15 protein-coding genes and 3 pseudogenes are annotated in these 13,910 nt (G+C 60.8%); 9 read left to right on the forward strand and 9 right to left on the reverse strand.

Annotated elements, in window-relative coordinates; translation table 11 throughout:
* Positions 1 to 5: 5 nt before the first annotated feature.
* On the reverse strand, positions 6 to 260 hold the full coding sequence (locus tag D8767_RS16120) for a hypothetical protein (protein ID WP_024086880.1): 255 nt from the start codon (positions 258 to 260) through the stop codon (positions 6 to 8).
* Positions 261 to 347: 87 nt separating this feature from the next.
* Between D8767_RS16120 and D8767_RS16125 the strand changes: the two are divergent.
* A pseudogene (locus D8767_RS16125) lies at positions 348 to 803 on the forward strand (cell division protein FtsH); the annotation flags it as partial.
* 27 nt (positions 804 to 830) lie between these two features.
* Positions 831 to 1,256 carry a potassium channel family protein gene (locus tag D8767_RS16130; RefSeq protein WP_016714186.1) on the forward strand — a complete coding sequence of 142 codons (426 nt, stop codon included), beginning with the start codon at positions 831 to 833 and terminating at the stop codon, positions 1,254 to 1,256.
* 89 nt (positions 1,257 to 1,345) lie between these two features.
* Here D8767_RS16130 and D8767_RS16135 read toward each other — a convergent pair.
* The 3 genes and pseudogenes from D8767_RS16135 to fnr all read right to left on the reverse strand — a co-directional run.
* Positions 1,346 to 1,678 (reverse strand): annotated as a pseudogene (locus D8767_RS16135) (xylulose-5-phosphate phosphoketolase); the annotation flags it as partial.
* Positions 1,679 to 1,765: 87 nt separating this feature from the next.
* Positions 1,766 to 2,326, reverse strand: a complete 561-nt coding sequence (locus D8767_RS16140) for an Hsp20/alpha crystallin family protein (RefSeq protein WP_016714188.1) — start codon at positions 2,324 to 2,326, stop codon at positions 1,766 to 1,768.
* A gap of 900 nt (positions 2,327 to 3,226) precedes the next feature.
* Complete coding sequence (fnr, locus tag D8767_RS16150) at positions 3,227 to 3,958, reverse strand: fumarate/nitrate reduction transcriptional regulator Fnr (RefSeq protein WP_033724126.1); 732 nt, start codon at positions 3,956 to 3,958, stop codon at positions 3,227 to 3,229.
* Between the two features lie 234 nt (positions 3,959 to 4,192).
* On the opposite strand from fnr, the gene D8767_RS16155 reads away from it, so the two are divergent.
* Positions 4,193 to 4,762, forward strand: coding sequence for a GNAT family N-acetyltransferase (locus tag D8767_RS16155; RefSeq protein WP_016714191.1), 570 nt, complete (start codon positions 4,193 to 4,195; stop codon positions 4,760 to 4,762).
* Between the two features lie 176 nt (positions 4,763 to 4,938).
* Here D8767_RS16155 and D8767_RS16160 read toward each other — a convergent pair whose 3' ends face one another.
* From D8767_RS16160 to D8767_RS16170, 3 genes are read right to left on the reverse strand one after another with little or no spacing between them, the layout of a single operon-like run.
* Positions 4,939 to 5,547 (reverse strand): hypothetical protein, encoded by a 609-nt coding sequence (locus D8767_RS16160; protein ID WP_016714192.1) that lies wholly within the window; start codon positions 5,545 to 5,547, stop codon positions 4,939 to 4,941.
* Positions 5,548 to 5,602: 55 nt separating this feature from the next.
* Positions 5,603 to 6,970 carry an MBL fold metallo-hydrolase RNA specificity domain-containing protein gene (locus tag D8767_RS16165; RefSeq protein ID WP_016714193.1) on the reverse strand — a complete coding sequence of 456 codons (1,368 nt, stop codon included), beginning with the start codon at positions 6,968 to 6,970 and terminating at the stop codon, positions 5,603 to 5,605.
* A 2-nt stretch (positions 6,971 to 6,972) separates the two neighbouring features.
* A complete protein-coding gene (locus tag D8767_RS16170) occupies positions 6,973 to 7,887 on the reverse strand; it encodes a universal stress protein (RefSeq protein WP_016714194.1) in 915 nt (304 codons plus the stop codon).
* A 186-nt stretch (positions 7,888 to 8,073) separates the two neighbouring features.
* Here D8767_RS16170 and D8767_RS16175 point away from each other — a divergent pair, with 186 nt between their 5' ends.
* The gene (locus D8767_RS16175; protein WP_016714195.1) at positions 8,074 to 8,622 is read left to right on the forward strand and encodes a GNAT family N-acetyltransferase; all 549 of its coding nucleotides are present in this window, start codon (positions 8,074 to 8,076) and stop codon (positions 8,620 to 8,622) included.
* A gap of 27 nt (positions 8,623 to 8,649) precedes the next feature.
* Here the strand turns inward: D8767_RS16175 and D8767_RS16180 are convergent, their stop codons facing one another.
* Positions 8,650 to 9,576, reverse strand: a complete 927-nt coding sequence (locus tag D8767_RS16180; protein WP_016714196.1) for a universal stress protein — start codon at positions 9,574 to 9,576, stop codon at positions 8,650 to 8,652.
* Between the two features lie 203 nt (positions 9,577 to 9,779).
* On the opposite strand from D8767_RS16180, the gene D8767_RS16185 reads away from it, so the two are divergent.
* The 4 genes from D8767_RS16185 to D8767_RS16200 are packed head-to-tail and all read left to right on the forward strand — an operon-like array spanning position 9,780 to position 12,247.
* Entirely contained in the window at positions 9,780 to 9,974 is a 195-nt protein-coding gene (locus D8767_RS16185; protein ID WP_016714197.1) for a hypothetical protein, read from the forward strand.
* On the forward strand, positions 9,952 to 10,200 hold the full coding sequence (locus D8767_RS16190) for a hypothetical protein (RefSeq protein ID WP_033724122.1): 249 nt from the start codon (positions 9,952 to 9,954) through the stop codon (positions 10,198 to 10,200). The genes D8767_RS16185 and D8767_RS16190 overlap by 23 nt, the downstream gene beginning before the upstream one ends.
* 2 nt (positions 10,201 to 10,202) lie before the next feature.
* Positions 10,203 to 11,024 carry a helix-turn-helix domain-containing protein gene (locus D8767_RS16195; RefSeq protein ID WP_016714198.1) on the forward strand — a complete coding sequence of 274 codons (822 nt, stop codon included), beginning with the start codon at positions 10,203 to 10,205 and terminating at the stop codon, positions 11,022 to 11,024.
* Complete coding sequence (locus D8767_RS16200) at positions 11,009 to 12,247, forward strand: MgtC/SapB family protein (protein ID WP_029380304.1); 1,239 nt, start codon at positions 11,009 to 11,011, stop codon at positions 12,245 to 12,247. The genes D8767_RS16195 and D8767_RS16200 overlap by 16 nt, the downstream gene beginning before the upstream one ends.
* Positions 12,248 to 12,373: 126 nt before the next feature.
* Here the strand turns inward: D8767_RS16200 and D8767_RS16205 are convergent, their stop codons facing one another.
* Positions 12,374 to 12,871: a hypothetical protein gene (locus D8767_RS16205; protein ID WP_016714200.1), complete on the reverse strand. Its 498-nt coding sequence runs from the start codon at positions 12,869 to 12,871 to the stop codon at positions 12,374 to 12,376.
* Positions 12,872 to 13,144: 273 nt separating this feature from the next.
* Between D8767_RS16205 and D8767_RS16210 the strand changes: the two are divergent.
* Positions 13,145 to 13,888: pseudogene (locus D8767_RS16210) on the forward strand (thiamine pyrophosphate-requiring protein); the annotation flags it as partial.
* Between the last annotated feature and the right edge of the window lie 22 nt (positions 13,889 to 13,910).

Here is a 13,910-nt window from a genome sequence, read left to right on the forward strand (position 1 = left end):
GGCGGTCACTTGCGTTTGGCCTGCTGGAGCAACTGCTGGACCTGTTCCTGTGCCTGGGTCGCTCTGCGCAGCGCCTCGTTGGCGGTCTGCTCGACCAGGTCTATGCGGTAGCACACCTGATCGGCCCGCAACCGGGCGGTAGCCGCATTGTTCTCGGCCGACTCCAGGCGCGCGTCGTATTCTTCAGCGTGCCAAGGGGTACAGCCCGATGCCGATGCCAGCAGCAGGCTGGACAATCCGGCAAGCAGATAGCGTTGCATGTTGGTGCCCTCGCGCATGCTCAAGACACCCCCAGTATCGGCATCGCCGTCCACCGTAGCCTGACATTTATCAATCTCCCTCAGCGTGCCGCGCAAATGCTCCGCGACCGGATTGTCGTACTGATGGCCGGGCGAGCCGCTGAAAGCCTGGTATTCGGTCAGGTGTCCACCGGGGCCGCCGACGATCTGGGGCGCGCCACCGACATTGCTCGCCAGCTGATCACCCGATTCGGCATGAGCACGGAACTGGGCCAGGCAGTGCTGGAGCGGCAGCAGGCCAGTTACCTGGGCGAATCGTTGTTGCGCCAGGAGCGCAAGGACTAGTCAGAGCAGACTGCACGCGAAATCGACCTGGGTATTCGTGGCCTGGTGGAAGACGCCTACGCCCGTGCCCGGGCCTTGCTCGAGCAACGATGCGCCGACCTGGACACTGGGGCACGCCTGTTGTTGGCCAAGGAAACCATCACCCCGGAAGAATTCCCGGCACTGCTGCCGCAGGCCAAGGAGCCTGCCATCTATAATCTGGTCGATGCGGCCAAATGACACGCCGTTCCAGTCCGAGTAGCGACCATGCTCACCGTCACATTGATCAACATGCTGGTGGTGATCCTAGTGGTGATCATCCACTACGAATGCCTGCTGCGCCTGAACGACTGGCTACCGCGGCTGAAACTGTGGAGCCGATTCCGGATCGTTGCAGGCGTATTCGGCGCGCTGCTGGCCCATGCACTGGAGGTCTGGTGTTTCGCCCTGGTGTATTACCTAATGACTCACGCCGAAGGCTGGGGCTCGCTCAGTGGCAACTTCGACGGCAGCTTCTTGGATTGCGTGTACTTTTCCTTCACCACCTACACCACGATAGGCTTTGGCGACATCGCCCCTACCGGCCATCTCAAGTACCTCACCGGCCTGCAAGCATTGACAGGCCTGGTGCTGATCACCTGGACCGCGTCGTTCCTGTTCCTCGAAATGCAGAAATACTGGAAAGCCAAATAGCGCCTGCTCAGTCGTCTGGGTGCGGCGTCCAGTGCCATTTTGCAACCTCAGGCATGTCTTCGCCATGCTCGATCAGGTACAGCTTTCTGCGCATTGCGTTCTATCGCAGGGTTCAGCTCGGTATAGGTGCCATCCAGGTACGCCTGGGCAACCATGGCCGGGCCGCCATGGCCAGGGCCGGTGACGAAGAGCATGTTGAGATCGTAATGGCGGATCAGCCGGTTCAGATGGGTGTAGATCAGGTTCAACCCCGGTGATGTGCCCCAGTGCCCCAGCAACCTGGGCTTGATGTCGGCCAACTTCAGCGGGGTGGCCAGCACGGGGTTGCTCTGCAGATAGATCTGGCCAACGGTAAGGTAGTTCGCGGCACGCCAGCAGGCATCCAATCCTTCGAGTTCCTCGGTACCTGGAAAATCGTTCATGATCGCCCCCTCTTGTCGATGGCGCGCCCGCGTATGGGTTCGGATGCGAAGACGGAGCATCCCTGCTCCTGAAATCGGTCGGGTCAATCACTTGCTGCTTTTGATAGGAATCACTTTTTCGGGGTGAATCGCTTCTGCACGCTTGGGCAGATGCACCAGCAGCACGCCCTTCGCGAACTGTGCATTAATCTTTTCCACGTCTACTTCACGGGGTAGCTGGAAGACCCGCTCGAAGCTGCCGTAGTGCCGCTCTGACAGGTGGTACTCCTTGCGCTTTTCGTCAACCGCTTCCTGCTTCTCGCCGCGGATCACAACGTTGCCATTGACCAGCTTGATCTCGATGTCCTTGTCGTCCACACCAGGCAGTTCGGCGCTGATGCGAAACTCATCGGCCAGTTCGCTGATATCCATCGCCGGCATGCAATGGCTGAACAGTTCACGACGCCAGAATGGCTCGACATCGAACGGGGTATGGCTGAACGGCATGCGCAATGGCCGGCGACCGAAATCGTCGAACAGGCTGTCGATCTGACGCCGCAACTGCTGGAATGGGCGCCACAAGTCCGATGTTTCGGTACTTGGCGGCGTAACCTTGGCAGGTTGGGTGGTTGCGGAAGTGACAGGTACTTTCTTCGCTGCTTCGGACATGGCGCCCTCCTCTAATGAGTAATGCCTCCCTGGGAGACGCCTCGATATTGCGCTGGCAGTCAACCTTGCGTTTGACCTTTATCAATCAGCTGGCTGCCACCATCGTTTATCGATTTGATACTGATCAAAGTCCCGCTCTGACATGCGGTTAGCCTGAAAACTGCGCGACACAGCCAGACAAGATCGAGGCGACTATGGAGCGGGACGACAGCAGAAGTGTCCGCTTGCTTGAAACCCTACCGGGCCCGGGCATTCAACAGTGCCTGCGCCTTGCACTGTGCAGCGCGCAGTTCAGCGAGGCGATGCCAGGTCAGTATTGCCTGCTGGCCAATCGTACCGAGCACTGGCCTTGCAGCTACGTCAGCCTGCCCGGGGTGGATGGGCGGTTTCTGGTGACCACCCGTAGCGCACACCCTCTGGGGCAGCCAGGCGAGCTTCTGGGGTATTCAGGCCCTTTGGGTAGTGCCTGGCCAGTGCCCTTGCAGAGCGCACGGCTTCTGGCGATCACACGTGGTGAAGGAATATTGGCGTTACTGTGCATGCTGGATGAAATCCGCTGCTGGCTGCCTTGGGTGCAGGTGCGGTTACTGCACGACGGCTTGCCGCTGGAGCGCCTGCCCAACGAATGCCGGGCGTGGCTTCACAAGCAAGCGAAAGCGCCGCGCGACAGCTCCAGCGGATGGCGGCAACTGACACATCAATTGCAAGAGTTCCAGCCAGATACGGTCTATGGTTGCGCGCCGGCTCAGGTGGCCCGGCAGGCGGCGCGCATGTGTTGGCAAAAAGGAGTTTCGCCCCAGCGCATCTGGCTGCGGTCCGATCATATGCCTCGGCCAACCTGGGGGGATCAACTCCCTCTGGATGGGCCGGTCCAACGCTACGACAGGGTTCTGGCTGCGCTCAAGTGGACTCCTCCAGCCGGCTGAGGTTCAGTAGGCCTTGCAAGTCGACCAATCGAACTTCCCTCCCGACGCACTTCACGAACCCTGCCTGGGTGAAACGGCTGAACAACCGGCTGACGGTTTCCAGGGTAAGGTCCAGGTAGTTGGCGATATCACCTCGGGACATCGGCAGGTTGAAGACGTCTGCGCGCAGACCGCGTTCGTGATAGCGCTCCGACATGCCGAGCAGGAAAATCGAAAGCCGCTGCTCGGCTCGCCCATGGCAGCAACGCAAGTGTTCGTCCTTACTCTGAATCCCCAGGCTCAGCATATGCAACAGCTGGTAGCGCAAGCCAGGGATCTGCCCCGACAGGTTGACGAGCTGATCCAGCCTGATGGAACACACCAGCGAAACCTCCAGCGCCAGTGCATAGCTTCGATAATGCCAGGCACCGATAGCGTCCAGCCCAAGCATCTCCCCCGGCAGGACGAAGCCGGTAACCCGCTCGTTGCCCCCGGCATCGAGCAGGAAACTCTTGATGGCCCCTGAACGCAGGGCGTACACATGCTCCATGGGCTCATCGGCCTTGAACAGATATTCGCCCTTCTTCAAAGGCCGGTTACGGCGCACGATTCGCTCCAGCTTGTCCACTTCTTCGGTACTAAGGCTGGCGGGTAGGCATAGCCGACTCAACGAACACGCAAGGCACTTCACATGGGGCCTTGCCCCCATATCCAGAGGGCCTGACATGATCATGCCTCCGCTGTTCTACATGCGGGTATTAATACAAGTTAGCTGGTTCACCTGGCCTCTTCTGGCTGTCCGACAAAGGGTTGCGCCAGCCCGGATGATCCGCTGTTGTTCCCCGCCTGACAGATGACAGCGGCCGGCGACCGGGGCAATTGACAACTATCAAGTCCACGAAGGGTCGAGCGTCGAAACTGAACCTCCATTGTTCATTCCCGACCCACGAGGATCATTGCCATGGCTCCTACAGAACCCTCCCGTCAATACACCGCCCCCTCGTTTCCCAAGCCTGCGGGCGAGCATTGGATCGAAGCCCTCGACAATGGCACCCACGTACTGATCAGGCCGCTGCAAGCCAAGGACCGGGAGCGCGAAAGGGCCTTCATCGAACGGCTGTCACCGCAATCGCGGCATTTTCGCTTCCTGTGCCAGATCAAGGAGCCCGGTGAGGCAATGCTCGACCAGTTGATGGCGGTCGACCAGGGCCGACAAGCCGCCTATGTCGCCCTCGCCCATGTGGACGGCGAACTGCAGGAGGTGGGCATATCGCGTTATGCCGCCATTGCCGGCAAGGATGAATGCGAATGCGCCGTGACGGTGCTTGACAGCTGGCAGCACCATGGACTGGGCCGCCTGTTGCTCAAGCACCTGACCGATCATGCCCGGGCAAAGGGCATGCGGCAGATGTACTCGATCGACTCAGCCGCCAACCTGGCGATGCGCGACCTGGCCAAGGCGGCAGGATTCACCACCAGCACCGATCCGGATGATCCGGCCCAGGTCATCCATCGCCTCAACCTGACCTGAAGCGCCGTTGCGCCAGTGCCTGGGGCAGCCACCGTGCTGCCCCGTCCGCTTCAAGCCACACGACCTCCGGCCATACCCATCCGCACGAGTTGCCCGCCCCGGATTCCCCCGCCTTCGCTGTGCGTTCGCCGCGTCGGGCGCCGGTCGTTTCAGCTACTGGCAAGCACTACTACCATTCAAGGCACCGTCACCCGGGCCTCTTCAGGCAGCAGGTCGAACTGTTCGAGGCAACGCTGTTCATCGTCTGCCGTCAACGCCTTGTATGCGCTCACTTCCCGCATCGGCGTTTCGAACAAGGCCAGGCGTATCACCCCATTGCGGTCGAGAAACGTTTGCGCCAGGCAGGTACACACCGGCTTGCCGACCAATGCCGTGAGCTTTTCATCCTCAAGGGTGTTCACCCGGGCCTGCAGGCTGTCTGTGCAATTCTCCACGATACGGTCCACCGAGCGCCCCGCCAGCCAAAGCGTGCCGCCAGCGAGCAACGCCAGGAACAGCAACAAGCCCAAAAGCACGTTCGACTCCTGGGTGACCGAGCGCAGGAAGGCAAGCCGAGCCTGCCAGCCCGTGGCGTGGCCATTGAATATGGTCTTGGCTACCGTGCGTTTCACGCCACGCTGCACCACCCACCCTAACGCCACGCACAAGGCGAGCAAAGCCAGCACCACAAGTGGATGTTGCATCGGCAGGCGCCAGTTCGGGCTCAACGCCCGGTAGGCAGCGAACACGGCGAGCACCGCGAAGATGGCCACGATCAAACCCAGGCTCCCCCGTGGCCGATGCATCCAGGCCCGGATTTTCGACCTTGCTTGTGTTTCCATGACAACCTCCCGGCCCAGGCTAGCGCACTGGGTCAATGGCAACGGTTTCCTGATACTCGGGCACGTACACCTGCCAACCGAGTTCGATGCTGATCCGCCGCCGCAACGTGTCGGCGGCGTGCGGCTCACCATGGATAACGTAGGTCTGGCGAGGGGGGCGGGCGAATCCGCGCAGCCACTCCATGATCTCGTCGGCATCGGCATGCGCAGACAGGTTCTCCATGGCATGCACCTGGGCCCGGATGGGCACGTCTTCGCCATGCAGGCGGACACTGCGCGCCCCCGCGACGATATCGGCGCCGCGCGTACCACCGGCCTGGAAACCCGAGAACAGGATGCTGTTACGTGGGTTGGGCGCCAGCGCCTTGAGATGGTGCAAAACCCGTCCACCGGTCGCCATGCCACTGGCGGCGATAATGACCGCAGGTTCACGCAACTGATCCAGATGCCGGGATTCATCGACGGTACGGATGATATGCGTGCCCCTGCACATTGCAGCGCATTGCGCTGGCGTCAAGCGATGCTCGCTCCTGAACTGTTGGTACAGGGTGGTTGCGTCGGTAGCCATAGGGCTGTTGAGGTAGACAGGGATGTCGGGTATCAGGCCATCGCGTTTGAGCTTGTACAGGTAGTACATCAGCAACTGGGCACGGCCAACGGCGAACGACGGCACCAAGGTTATGCCATGGCGCAGGAGGGTCTGGTTGATGACCTGGGCCAGGAATTGCTCGGTCGACTCGGTTGGATGCTGGCGATCGCCGTAGGTGGACTCCACCAGCAGCACGTCTGCCGTCCTGATCAGTTCCGGCGCGCGCATGATCGGGTCTTGTGGCCGGCCCAGGTCGCCAGAGAAGACCACGGTCTGGCCGTCTACCTTGATCTGTACCGTCGCCGCGCCGAGTATGTGCCCAGCCGTGCGCAACAGCAGCTCCATCCCCGGCGCAATCACGGTCGGGTGATGCAACTCCACAGGGCGCAACAATGCCAAGGCGCGCTTTGCATCCTGTGCGGTGTAAAGCGGGCGTGCCGGTGAATGCTTGGAATAGCCGTGCCGGTTGGCATGCTCGGCCTGCTCTTCCTGCAGCCGGGCGCTATCGAGCAACAGGATCTCGGCCAAGGCACAGGTGGCCGGCGTAGCGTAGATCGGCCCGGTATAGCCTTCCTTCGCGAGCACCGGAAGATAACCGCTGTGGTCGAGGTGGGCGTGGGTCAGCACCACGGCATCGAGCGCGCGCAGCGCCGCCGATAGCGGTTCCCAGTTGCGCAGGCGCAGTTGCTTGTAGCCTTGGAACAGCCCGCAGTCGATCAGCACGCGGCTGCTGTCGCGGGTCAGCAGGAACTTGCTGCCGGTCACGGTCCCGGTACCGCCGAGGAAGGTCAGTTGCATGGCTAGGGCTCCAGGGTTTCGGCCGCTTGAGGGTGAACCGCCAGCACGCTGCACGGCGGGCGGCTGACGATGCGTTCGGTGGTGTCGCCGAGCAGTTTTTCCAGGCCCTTTGGCTGCACGACGCCCATGACCACCGCGTCGATATCCAGCACAGCGACCTGCTCGCGAATCACCTGAACCGGGCCTCCTTCCATGAAGTGGCGGCGTTCCGCCGCGACCCCCTCGGCGTCTGCCAGGGTGTCGAACGGCTCCTTCAGGGCACTGCGCATCTCATCGATCCACGCCTGGGTGACGTTCATGTCCGAAGCAAACACGCCCGTAAGGTTGTAGGCCGAGAGCAGGTGCAACTGCGCATCGCATTGCAGTGCAAGCGCCTGCGCGGCGCGGATCAGGCCACGGTTGAAGGACGCCTGGACCTCGGGCGTTTCGCTGAAGGAAGTGTCAACGGCGACCAGCACGCGTTGGGGCAGTGACGCTGCTGCCGCCGGTACGAAGTGCATGATGCCCTTCAAGCCCCGCATCAACGCGCAATCCAGGGGCGTGCTGAACAGGCGCACCATGGTTGGCGTCGCTTCGCTGTCCTTGATGACCATATCAGGCTGCAGTTCGCTGATGTAGTCGATGGCCTGGCTGCGGATGTCCTCTGCCTGCAAGCTGTCAACCGTCAAAGCGATGCCGCTGCCACGGTGACGCTCGACCAACCCAGCCAGCCGCACACGGTAGTGGTCGAACTGACGCTGGATATCGGCCTCGTTCAATCGCTCTTCGCGCAGCAGGTGCTCCTGCGTCGGTTCGAACAAGCCCAGTACATGCACACTGGCACCACTGACATGCGCCAGGGCCAGGGCCCGGCGTAGCGCGGCCGAATGCGGGTCGAGCTCGGTGAGCAGCACCAGCAGTTGTCGATATTGACCCATGGCGAACCTCCGGGCTTGCGCGTCTGGCGTGATGATGTAGGCGATTGTCCGAAAGCAGGCCTGTTCGCGCTTGATGCAGATCAGAAAACCACCAGCCGAGCCTGAACTTGACGATTGTCAGAACCGGCGCCGCCCAGCACGGTACAAAAGCTCTGGCAAGCATCGACCAGATAAGCGGGAGGCGACATGAACAGGCAGCAGACTGAAAAGCCAGACGCATGCGAGCATTGGATCGAAAAGCTTTCTGACGGCACTGCTGTGCTGATCCGCCCCCTGCGCGAGGAAGACCGGGAAAGGGACCGCCGTTTTCTCAGCACGATCGCCTTCGAGACCCGGCGTTTGCGCTTCATCGCCGGGCTCAGCGGCGGTGCCCCGAGCCTGGATGCGCAGCATATGCCAGTGGATCATCACCAGCGTGAGGCCTACGTTGCCCTGGTCCATGCAGATGGGCAGTTGCGCCAGATCGGGGTCAGTCGGTATGCCAGCGTTCCCGGCAGCCTCCTGTGCGAATGCGCCGTAGCCGTAAATGAAGAGTGGCAACGCAAGGGGCTGGGCCGGCTGCTGATGCAGCACCTGATCGCAGCCGCAAAGCGCAATGGCTTTCACTTCATGATCTCCAGGGACCTGGCGAACAACTACGCCATGCACCGGCTGACCAAGGCCCTGGGGTGGGCCTCACGCTACCTGGGTGGCGATGTCAGCGAAATCATCCACGAACTCGATCTTCGCACCTGAAAACAAGGCCCTCTCGGGCCTTGTCTCTCAGCCTTGGGAATGCTCTGGTGAAATCACCAGCATGCTGCTGGACAACCGATGCAACACCCGCTCTGTAGTGGTACCGATGAACCAGCCAATGCCGTGATGGTGGTAGCTGCCCATGACCAGTACATCGATATCATTGTTCTCCATGAACAGCGCCAGCACCTTGGCCGGGTCTCCCAGGCGCAGGTGGCGGTGTTCGGGGGCGATACCGTTGCGTTCGGCAAGTGCCTGGAAGGCCTCGCTTTGCGCCTCGTGCAGTGTTTGGGCGAGGTTGGAATCGAACAGAAACGAATGCTCGCGGCTGCCGCTTGAGTCCAGGTACATGGACCCTAGATCGTAGGCATATAGCAGTTCGATCTGGGCGTTGCACTGTAATGCCAGTTTCAGCGCTTCGCTGATGATCTGGTCGTTGAACCCCTCGAACTGGTCCTCGGGGCGGGACAGGTCCACGGCAGCCAGAATCTTGCGCGGCAGCGCGTGGCTGGCCTGATGCACCAGATGCAGGGGAATGCGGGTTTCGCGCAGCAACTGAATGTCGAGCGAGGTGAACATCGCCCGCACCCACCAGGGTTCATGCTCGAAGGCCTTGATCAGCAGGGCGAATGGCTGCTCGCGCAGATGGACGAGGATCTCGTCCAGCGGATGCTGCACCCATACCACTTCGGTGGTGACCGTGACCCCGTTACGGCGCATCGAAAGCGCTTGGGTTTCCAGCCATGCACGGTGTTGCTGAACATAACCTTCACGCATCACAGCCAGTGCCTGGTCATTGACCAAGCCCGCTGTGGCAAGGCCTTCGAGAAAGTCAAAAGCAACGATATGCAGGGCCATGCCCTTGGCCTTGGCCAGCGCAGCCGCACGGTCGTAGACCGGGGTGCGCCGCATCAGGGGCGAGGCGATCAGCAGGAGTCTTTGCGGGTTGTCCATGGCACACCTCAGCGGTTGGTGAGTGTTGCTGGATCATCCATCACCCGCACCTGGCGGATTTGATGTTTATCAACTGAATTACTGGGCGGACAGACGGCAACGCCGACTGCGCGGAAATTTGATGCTGGTCAAAGCTTCTGGCCGTTAACGGCGCAATCTGACCCCACACCAACAACAATCATCGAATGCCCCGGAGGCGTGTCATGGCGCACATGAAAACCATCGAAGTCGCCCATAAGACATTCGCCAACCAGCGCGATGGCGTGATGAAAATGGCCATCACGCCCCTACCCCACCCCCTGTTGCCGGCAGGGATGCCTTCGTTACGCATGGATTTGCAGTTGGTTTGCGCATGCATGCTCTTTGGAGGCTTTCATGAACATCTACGTCGAAAATAATCCTGAACAGGATCGCTGGTGGGTCCGCATGGACGACTGCCGGGTGAGCTTCAATACGCACAACGAAGCGCAAGCTTTCGTCGATCGGTTGAATGCGCGCCTCAACGCGCCCCATTCACGGGACATGCTCGCCGACTGGTCACCACGCCCAGATATGGGCAACGTTGGCAAAGCCAATGCACGGATGGCTGCCCAGGCACGTCTACGATGCGCGAAGGAGGCCTGAAAATGACTGGTCTACTGAAAGTGACCTTGCTCGACCAACCTGCAGCGTCGAGCCCGGCAACCCCGATTCATCTCAAGCCGCTAGCAACCCTGTGCACAGAGTGCCGTGTCAGCGGGCTGTGCTTGCCCACCGGTCTGCCCGTGTATGACAACAGTTGCCTGGGTGCACTGATCGGACCACGCATGCGCATTCGCAAAGGCGCCGCGCTGTTCAACGCCAACGATCCGCTGACGACGCTTTATGCCGTGCGCTGTGGCAGCTTCAAGACCAGCCTGAACAGCGCCGAAGGCCAGGGCGTGGTGATCAACTTCTGGATGGCGGGCGATGTGCTTGGGCTCGACGCCATCGCAACCGAGCATCACGTATGCGACGCCATTGCTCTGGAAGACAGCGAAGTTTGCCCTGTCCCCTATCGCCGGTTGCAGGCACTGGCACGCGACTTTCCCGTCCTGCAGCAAAGCCTGAACCGTTTGATGAGCCGAGAAATCGTACGCGAGCATGAGCGGGTGCTGATGCTGTGCAACCTTACCGCCGAACAGCGCCTGGCCAGCTTCCTGGTGGGGTTGTCACGGCGCTTCGTCAGCCGGGGCTATTCTGCCCACGGCTTCATGCTGCGCATGTCCCGGGAGGACATGGCTTCGTACCTGGGACTTCGTCTTGAGACCGTGTGTCGTTCGGTCGCCCGCTTGCGTGCGCTAAGCATCATCAGTATGCGTGGCAGGCTTGTCGAGATACTCGATCTGCCAGCCTTGATAGCCCTAGAGCAAGGCGGCGCGGAAGTCGCGCCCAAGGACACTCCGAAGGCGCCATGCTCGACACGATGAATGTCAGCCACGGCGCTGTGGCGCTAGGCGTCGGCATGCTGGTGGGGCTTGAGCGCGAGCGCAAGAAAGGCCGCAATGAAGACCATGCCGCCGCCGGCCTGAGGACGTTCGCCATCACCGCCCTGCTGGGCTACGTCAGCATGTTGCTGGCCGGGCCGGTGCTGGTCGGGGTCGCCAGCATTGGCCTAGTGCTGATGCTGTGCATGCATTACCGCAAACATGCCGACAAAGACCCCGAAGTCACCAGCGAAATCGCCCTGCTACTGGTGCTGACACTGGGCGCGCTGAGCTTGAGCGACCCCGAACTTACTACGGCGGTAGGCGTGGTGCTGACCGTGCTGCTGGCACTGCAGCGTGAATTACATCATTTCGTGCTGCAACAACTAAGCGAAGAAGAAGTGCGCGATGGTTTGATGCTGTTGACGATAGCACTGGTGGTACTGCCATTGACACCGAACCGTTTCCTGGGACCTTACGGTGTGCTAAACCCTCGCACGATCTGTACCCTGGTGGTCTTGCTGATGACCGTTGGGGCATTAGGCCATATTGCCATGCGCCTGATGGGCCCGCGTTATGGCTTGCCGATGAGCGCAATCGCGTCAGGCTTTGCCTCAAGCTCTGCCACTATCGCTCTGTTGGCACACGAGGCTCGACGACAGCAGGCGGCTGCCAGATCCTTCGCCTCGGCAGCGGTGCTGTCCAACCTCGCCAGCATCACGCAATTCGCCCTGGTGCTGGCTATCGTCGACCGACGCCTGCTGAAACCATTCGCACCATCGATCGGGCTCGGCGCCTTGATCACCGTGGTTTATGGTGTATTGCTGCTGGCCCCCTGGCGTGCCACCTCCGGAGGCTCGCCAGCACATCGGGGTGACGGGGCCTTCAGCCTCTGGACAGCTCTAATCATTACCGTCGCCCTGACCTGCATCGCCTTGTTCTCGGCATTTCTTCTTCAGCATCTTGGCCCCAATGGCGTGAATATCGCGGCCTTCGTCAGCGGTATGGGCGATGCTCATGCAGCAATTGCCTCGGTGGCCTCACTGGTCATTGTCGGCAGGCTAAGTGTGGAGAGTCTGGTAATACCAGGCTTGCTGGCGTTGTCCGGCAACACGTTGACCAAATGTATATTGGCCCTGACCAACGGCGGCTTCAGTTTTGCGCGATACCTTGTTCCCGGCCAACTGATCATCCTCGGAGCAATGTGGCTGGGGCTTGTGATTTGAGGTTGTATCAGCAGGCCCTCTACCAATGACATTATTGCCTAACAACATAATCATCATATTGAGAGGCCTTGCCAGGAACGCTTGCGCTCCGCAGGGCAAGGCCGGAACCGGAACCGCGGCGGATGATTATTGGGCTGGCTTCGGGGCTGGCGGCTCCATGGAGCGCTGCATGGGCATGTCTTTCATGTTGGATGGCGAACTCATCATGCCGGCCTGCTGATCCAGCATTTTCATCATCATTTCCATCATCTTTGGGTCCATCATCTTCATGTGCATACCCATGCCCTTTCCGGCACAACCGTTTTGCATCATGCCCAGTCCATCCTTCATCGCCTGCATGCCGTCATGCATGGCCGCCTGGCGCTCCTCCGGGGTCTTGGCGGCAGCGATCCTGTCGTGAATGGCCTGCATCCTTTGTACCTGTTCGGCCATGACCTTTTCCTGGCCCTGGGCTGACGCCGACTGGCTTTGGGCGCCCGCCGGAGCCTGATCGGGGTGGTGTTCATCGACAGCCACGGCAAGAAGCGGGCTGCCGATCAGCAGTGCGGCGACAAGCGTTCTGGTAGTGATGTACATGGCGATCTCCAGATGTTTAAACGGGTGTGCATGCTCCTCCAGACTCATAGCGACATCCTTATGGGCTACTGCGGAGTCATGCACTGGGTAGAACAGCCATGACCTGCCGCAACCCCGAAGACCAGCACCAATAGCACCAGGGTAATGTGTAGCAACCTACTTTGATGGTTTTAGAGCCAGATCATCTGCACAACCCGTGGCGAAACTAAGCTGGACACTAGCACTGGCAGCTTTGCCACACTTGATCAGGATCAAAAAGCCGAGTAGTGAACGTCCGGGCTCTGTATGAAACGCGTATAGATACGTGCTTGAGCAAGGCCCCGTCAGGCCCGGGCGGCATTGGGTGGGCACTACCAGCAGGAGCTGGACCTGCTGTCGATGTTCAAGGACGTTGCCGGTGCGTTCGTTCAGCAGGCATCGCCCGCCGAGCAGGTGCGCCACCTGCTCGACCGTGCGGTGCGTACGGCCGTCGGCGAACGCCGCGTCACCGCCGTCATCCTGCCCAACGACCTGCAGGACCTCCCCTACAACGAACCTCCGAGGGCCCACGGTACGGTGCATTCCGGCATCGGCTACAGCAAGCCCAGGGTGCTGCCGTTCGACGAAGACCTGCAGCGCGCCGCCGAGGTGCTCAATGCCGGGCACAAGGTGGCGATACTGGTGGGTGCCGGCGCACTGCAGGCGACAGAGCAGGTCATTGCAATTGCCGAAAAACTCGGCGCCGGGGTGGCCAAAGCGCTACTGGGCAAGGCTGTGCTGCCGGACGACCTCCCATGGGTCACCGGGTCGATCGGCCTCCTCGGCACCGAACCCAGTTATCAGCTGATGAGCGACTGCGACACCTTGCTGATGATCGGCTCCGGCTTTCCCTATTCCGAGTTTTTGCCGAGGGAAGGCCAGGCGCGAGGCGTGCAGATCGACCTGCAACCCGACATGCTCAGCCTGCGCTGCCCGATGGAGGTCAACCTGGTCGGCGACGCCAGCGAAACATTGCGCGCACTGTTGCCGTTGCTTGAGCACAAGACCGACCGGCGCTGGCGCGACAAGGTAGAAACCTGGCGCGCGCTGGTCAAGCAAGAAGTGATCG

This window comes from Pseudomonas sp. LTGT-11-2Z, from assembly GCF_003691445.1.
Lineage (GTDB): Bacteria > Pseudomonadota > Gammaproteobacteria > Pseudomonadales > Pseudomonadaceae > Aquipseudomonas > Aquipseudomonas monteilii.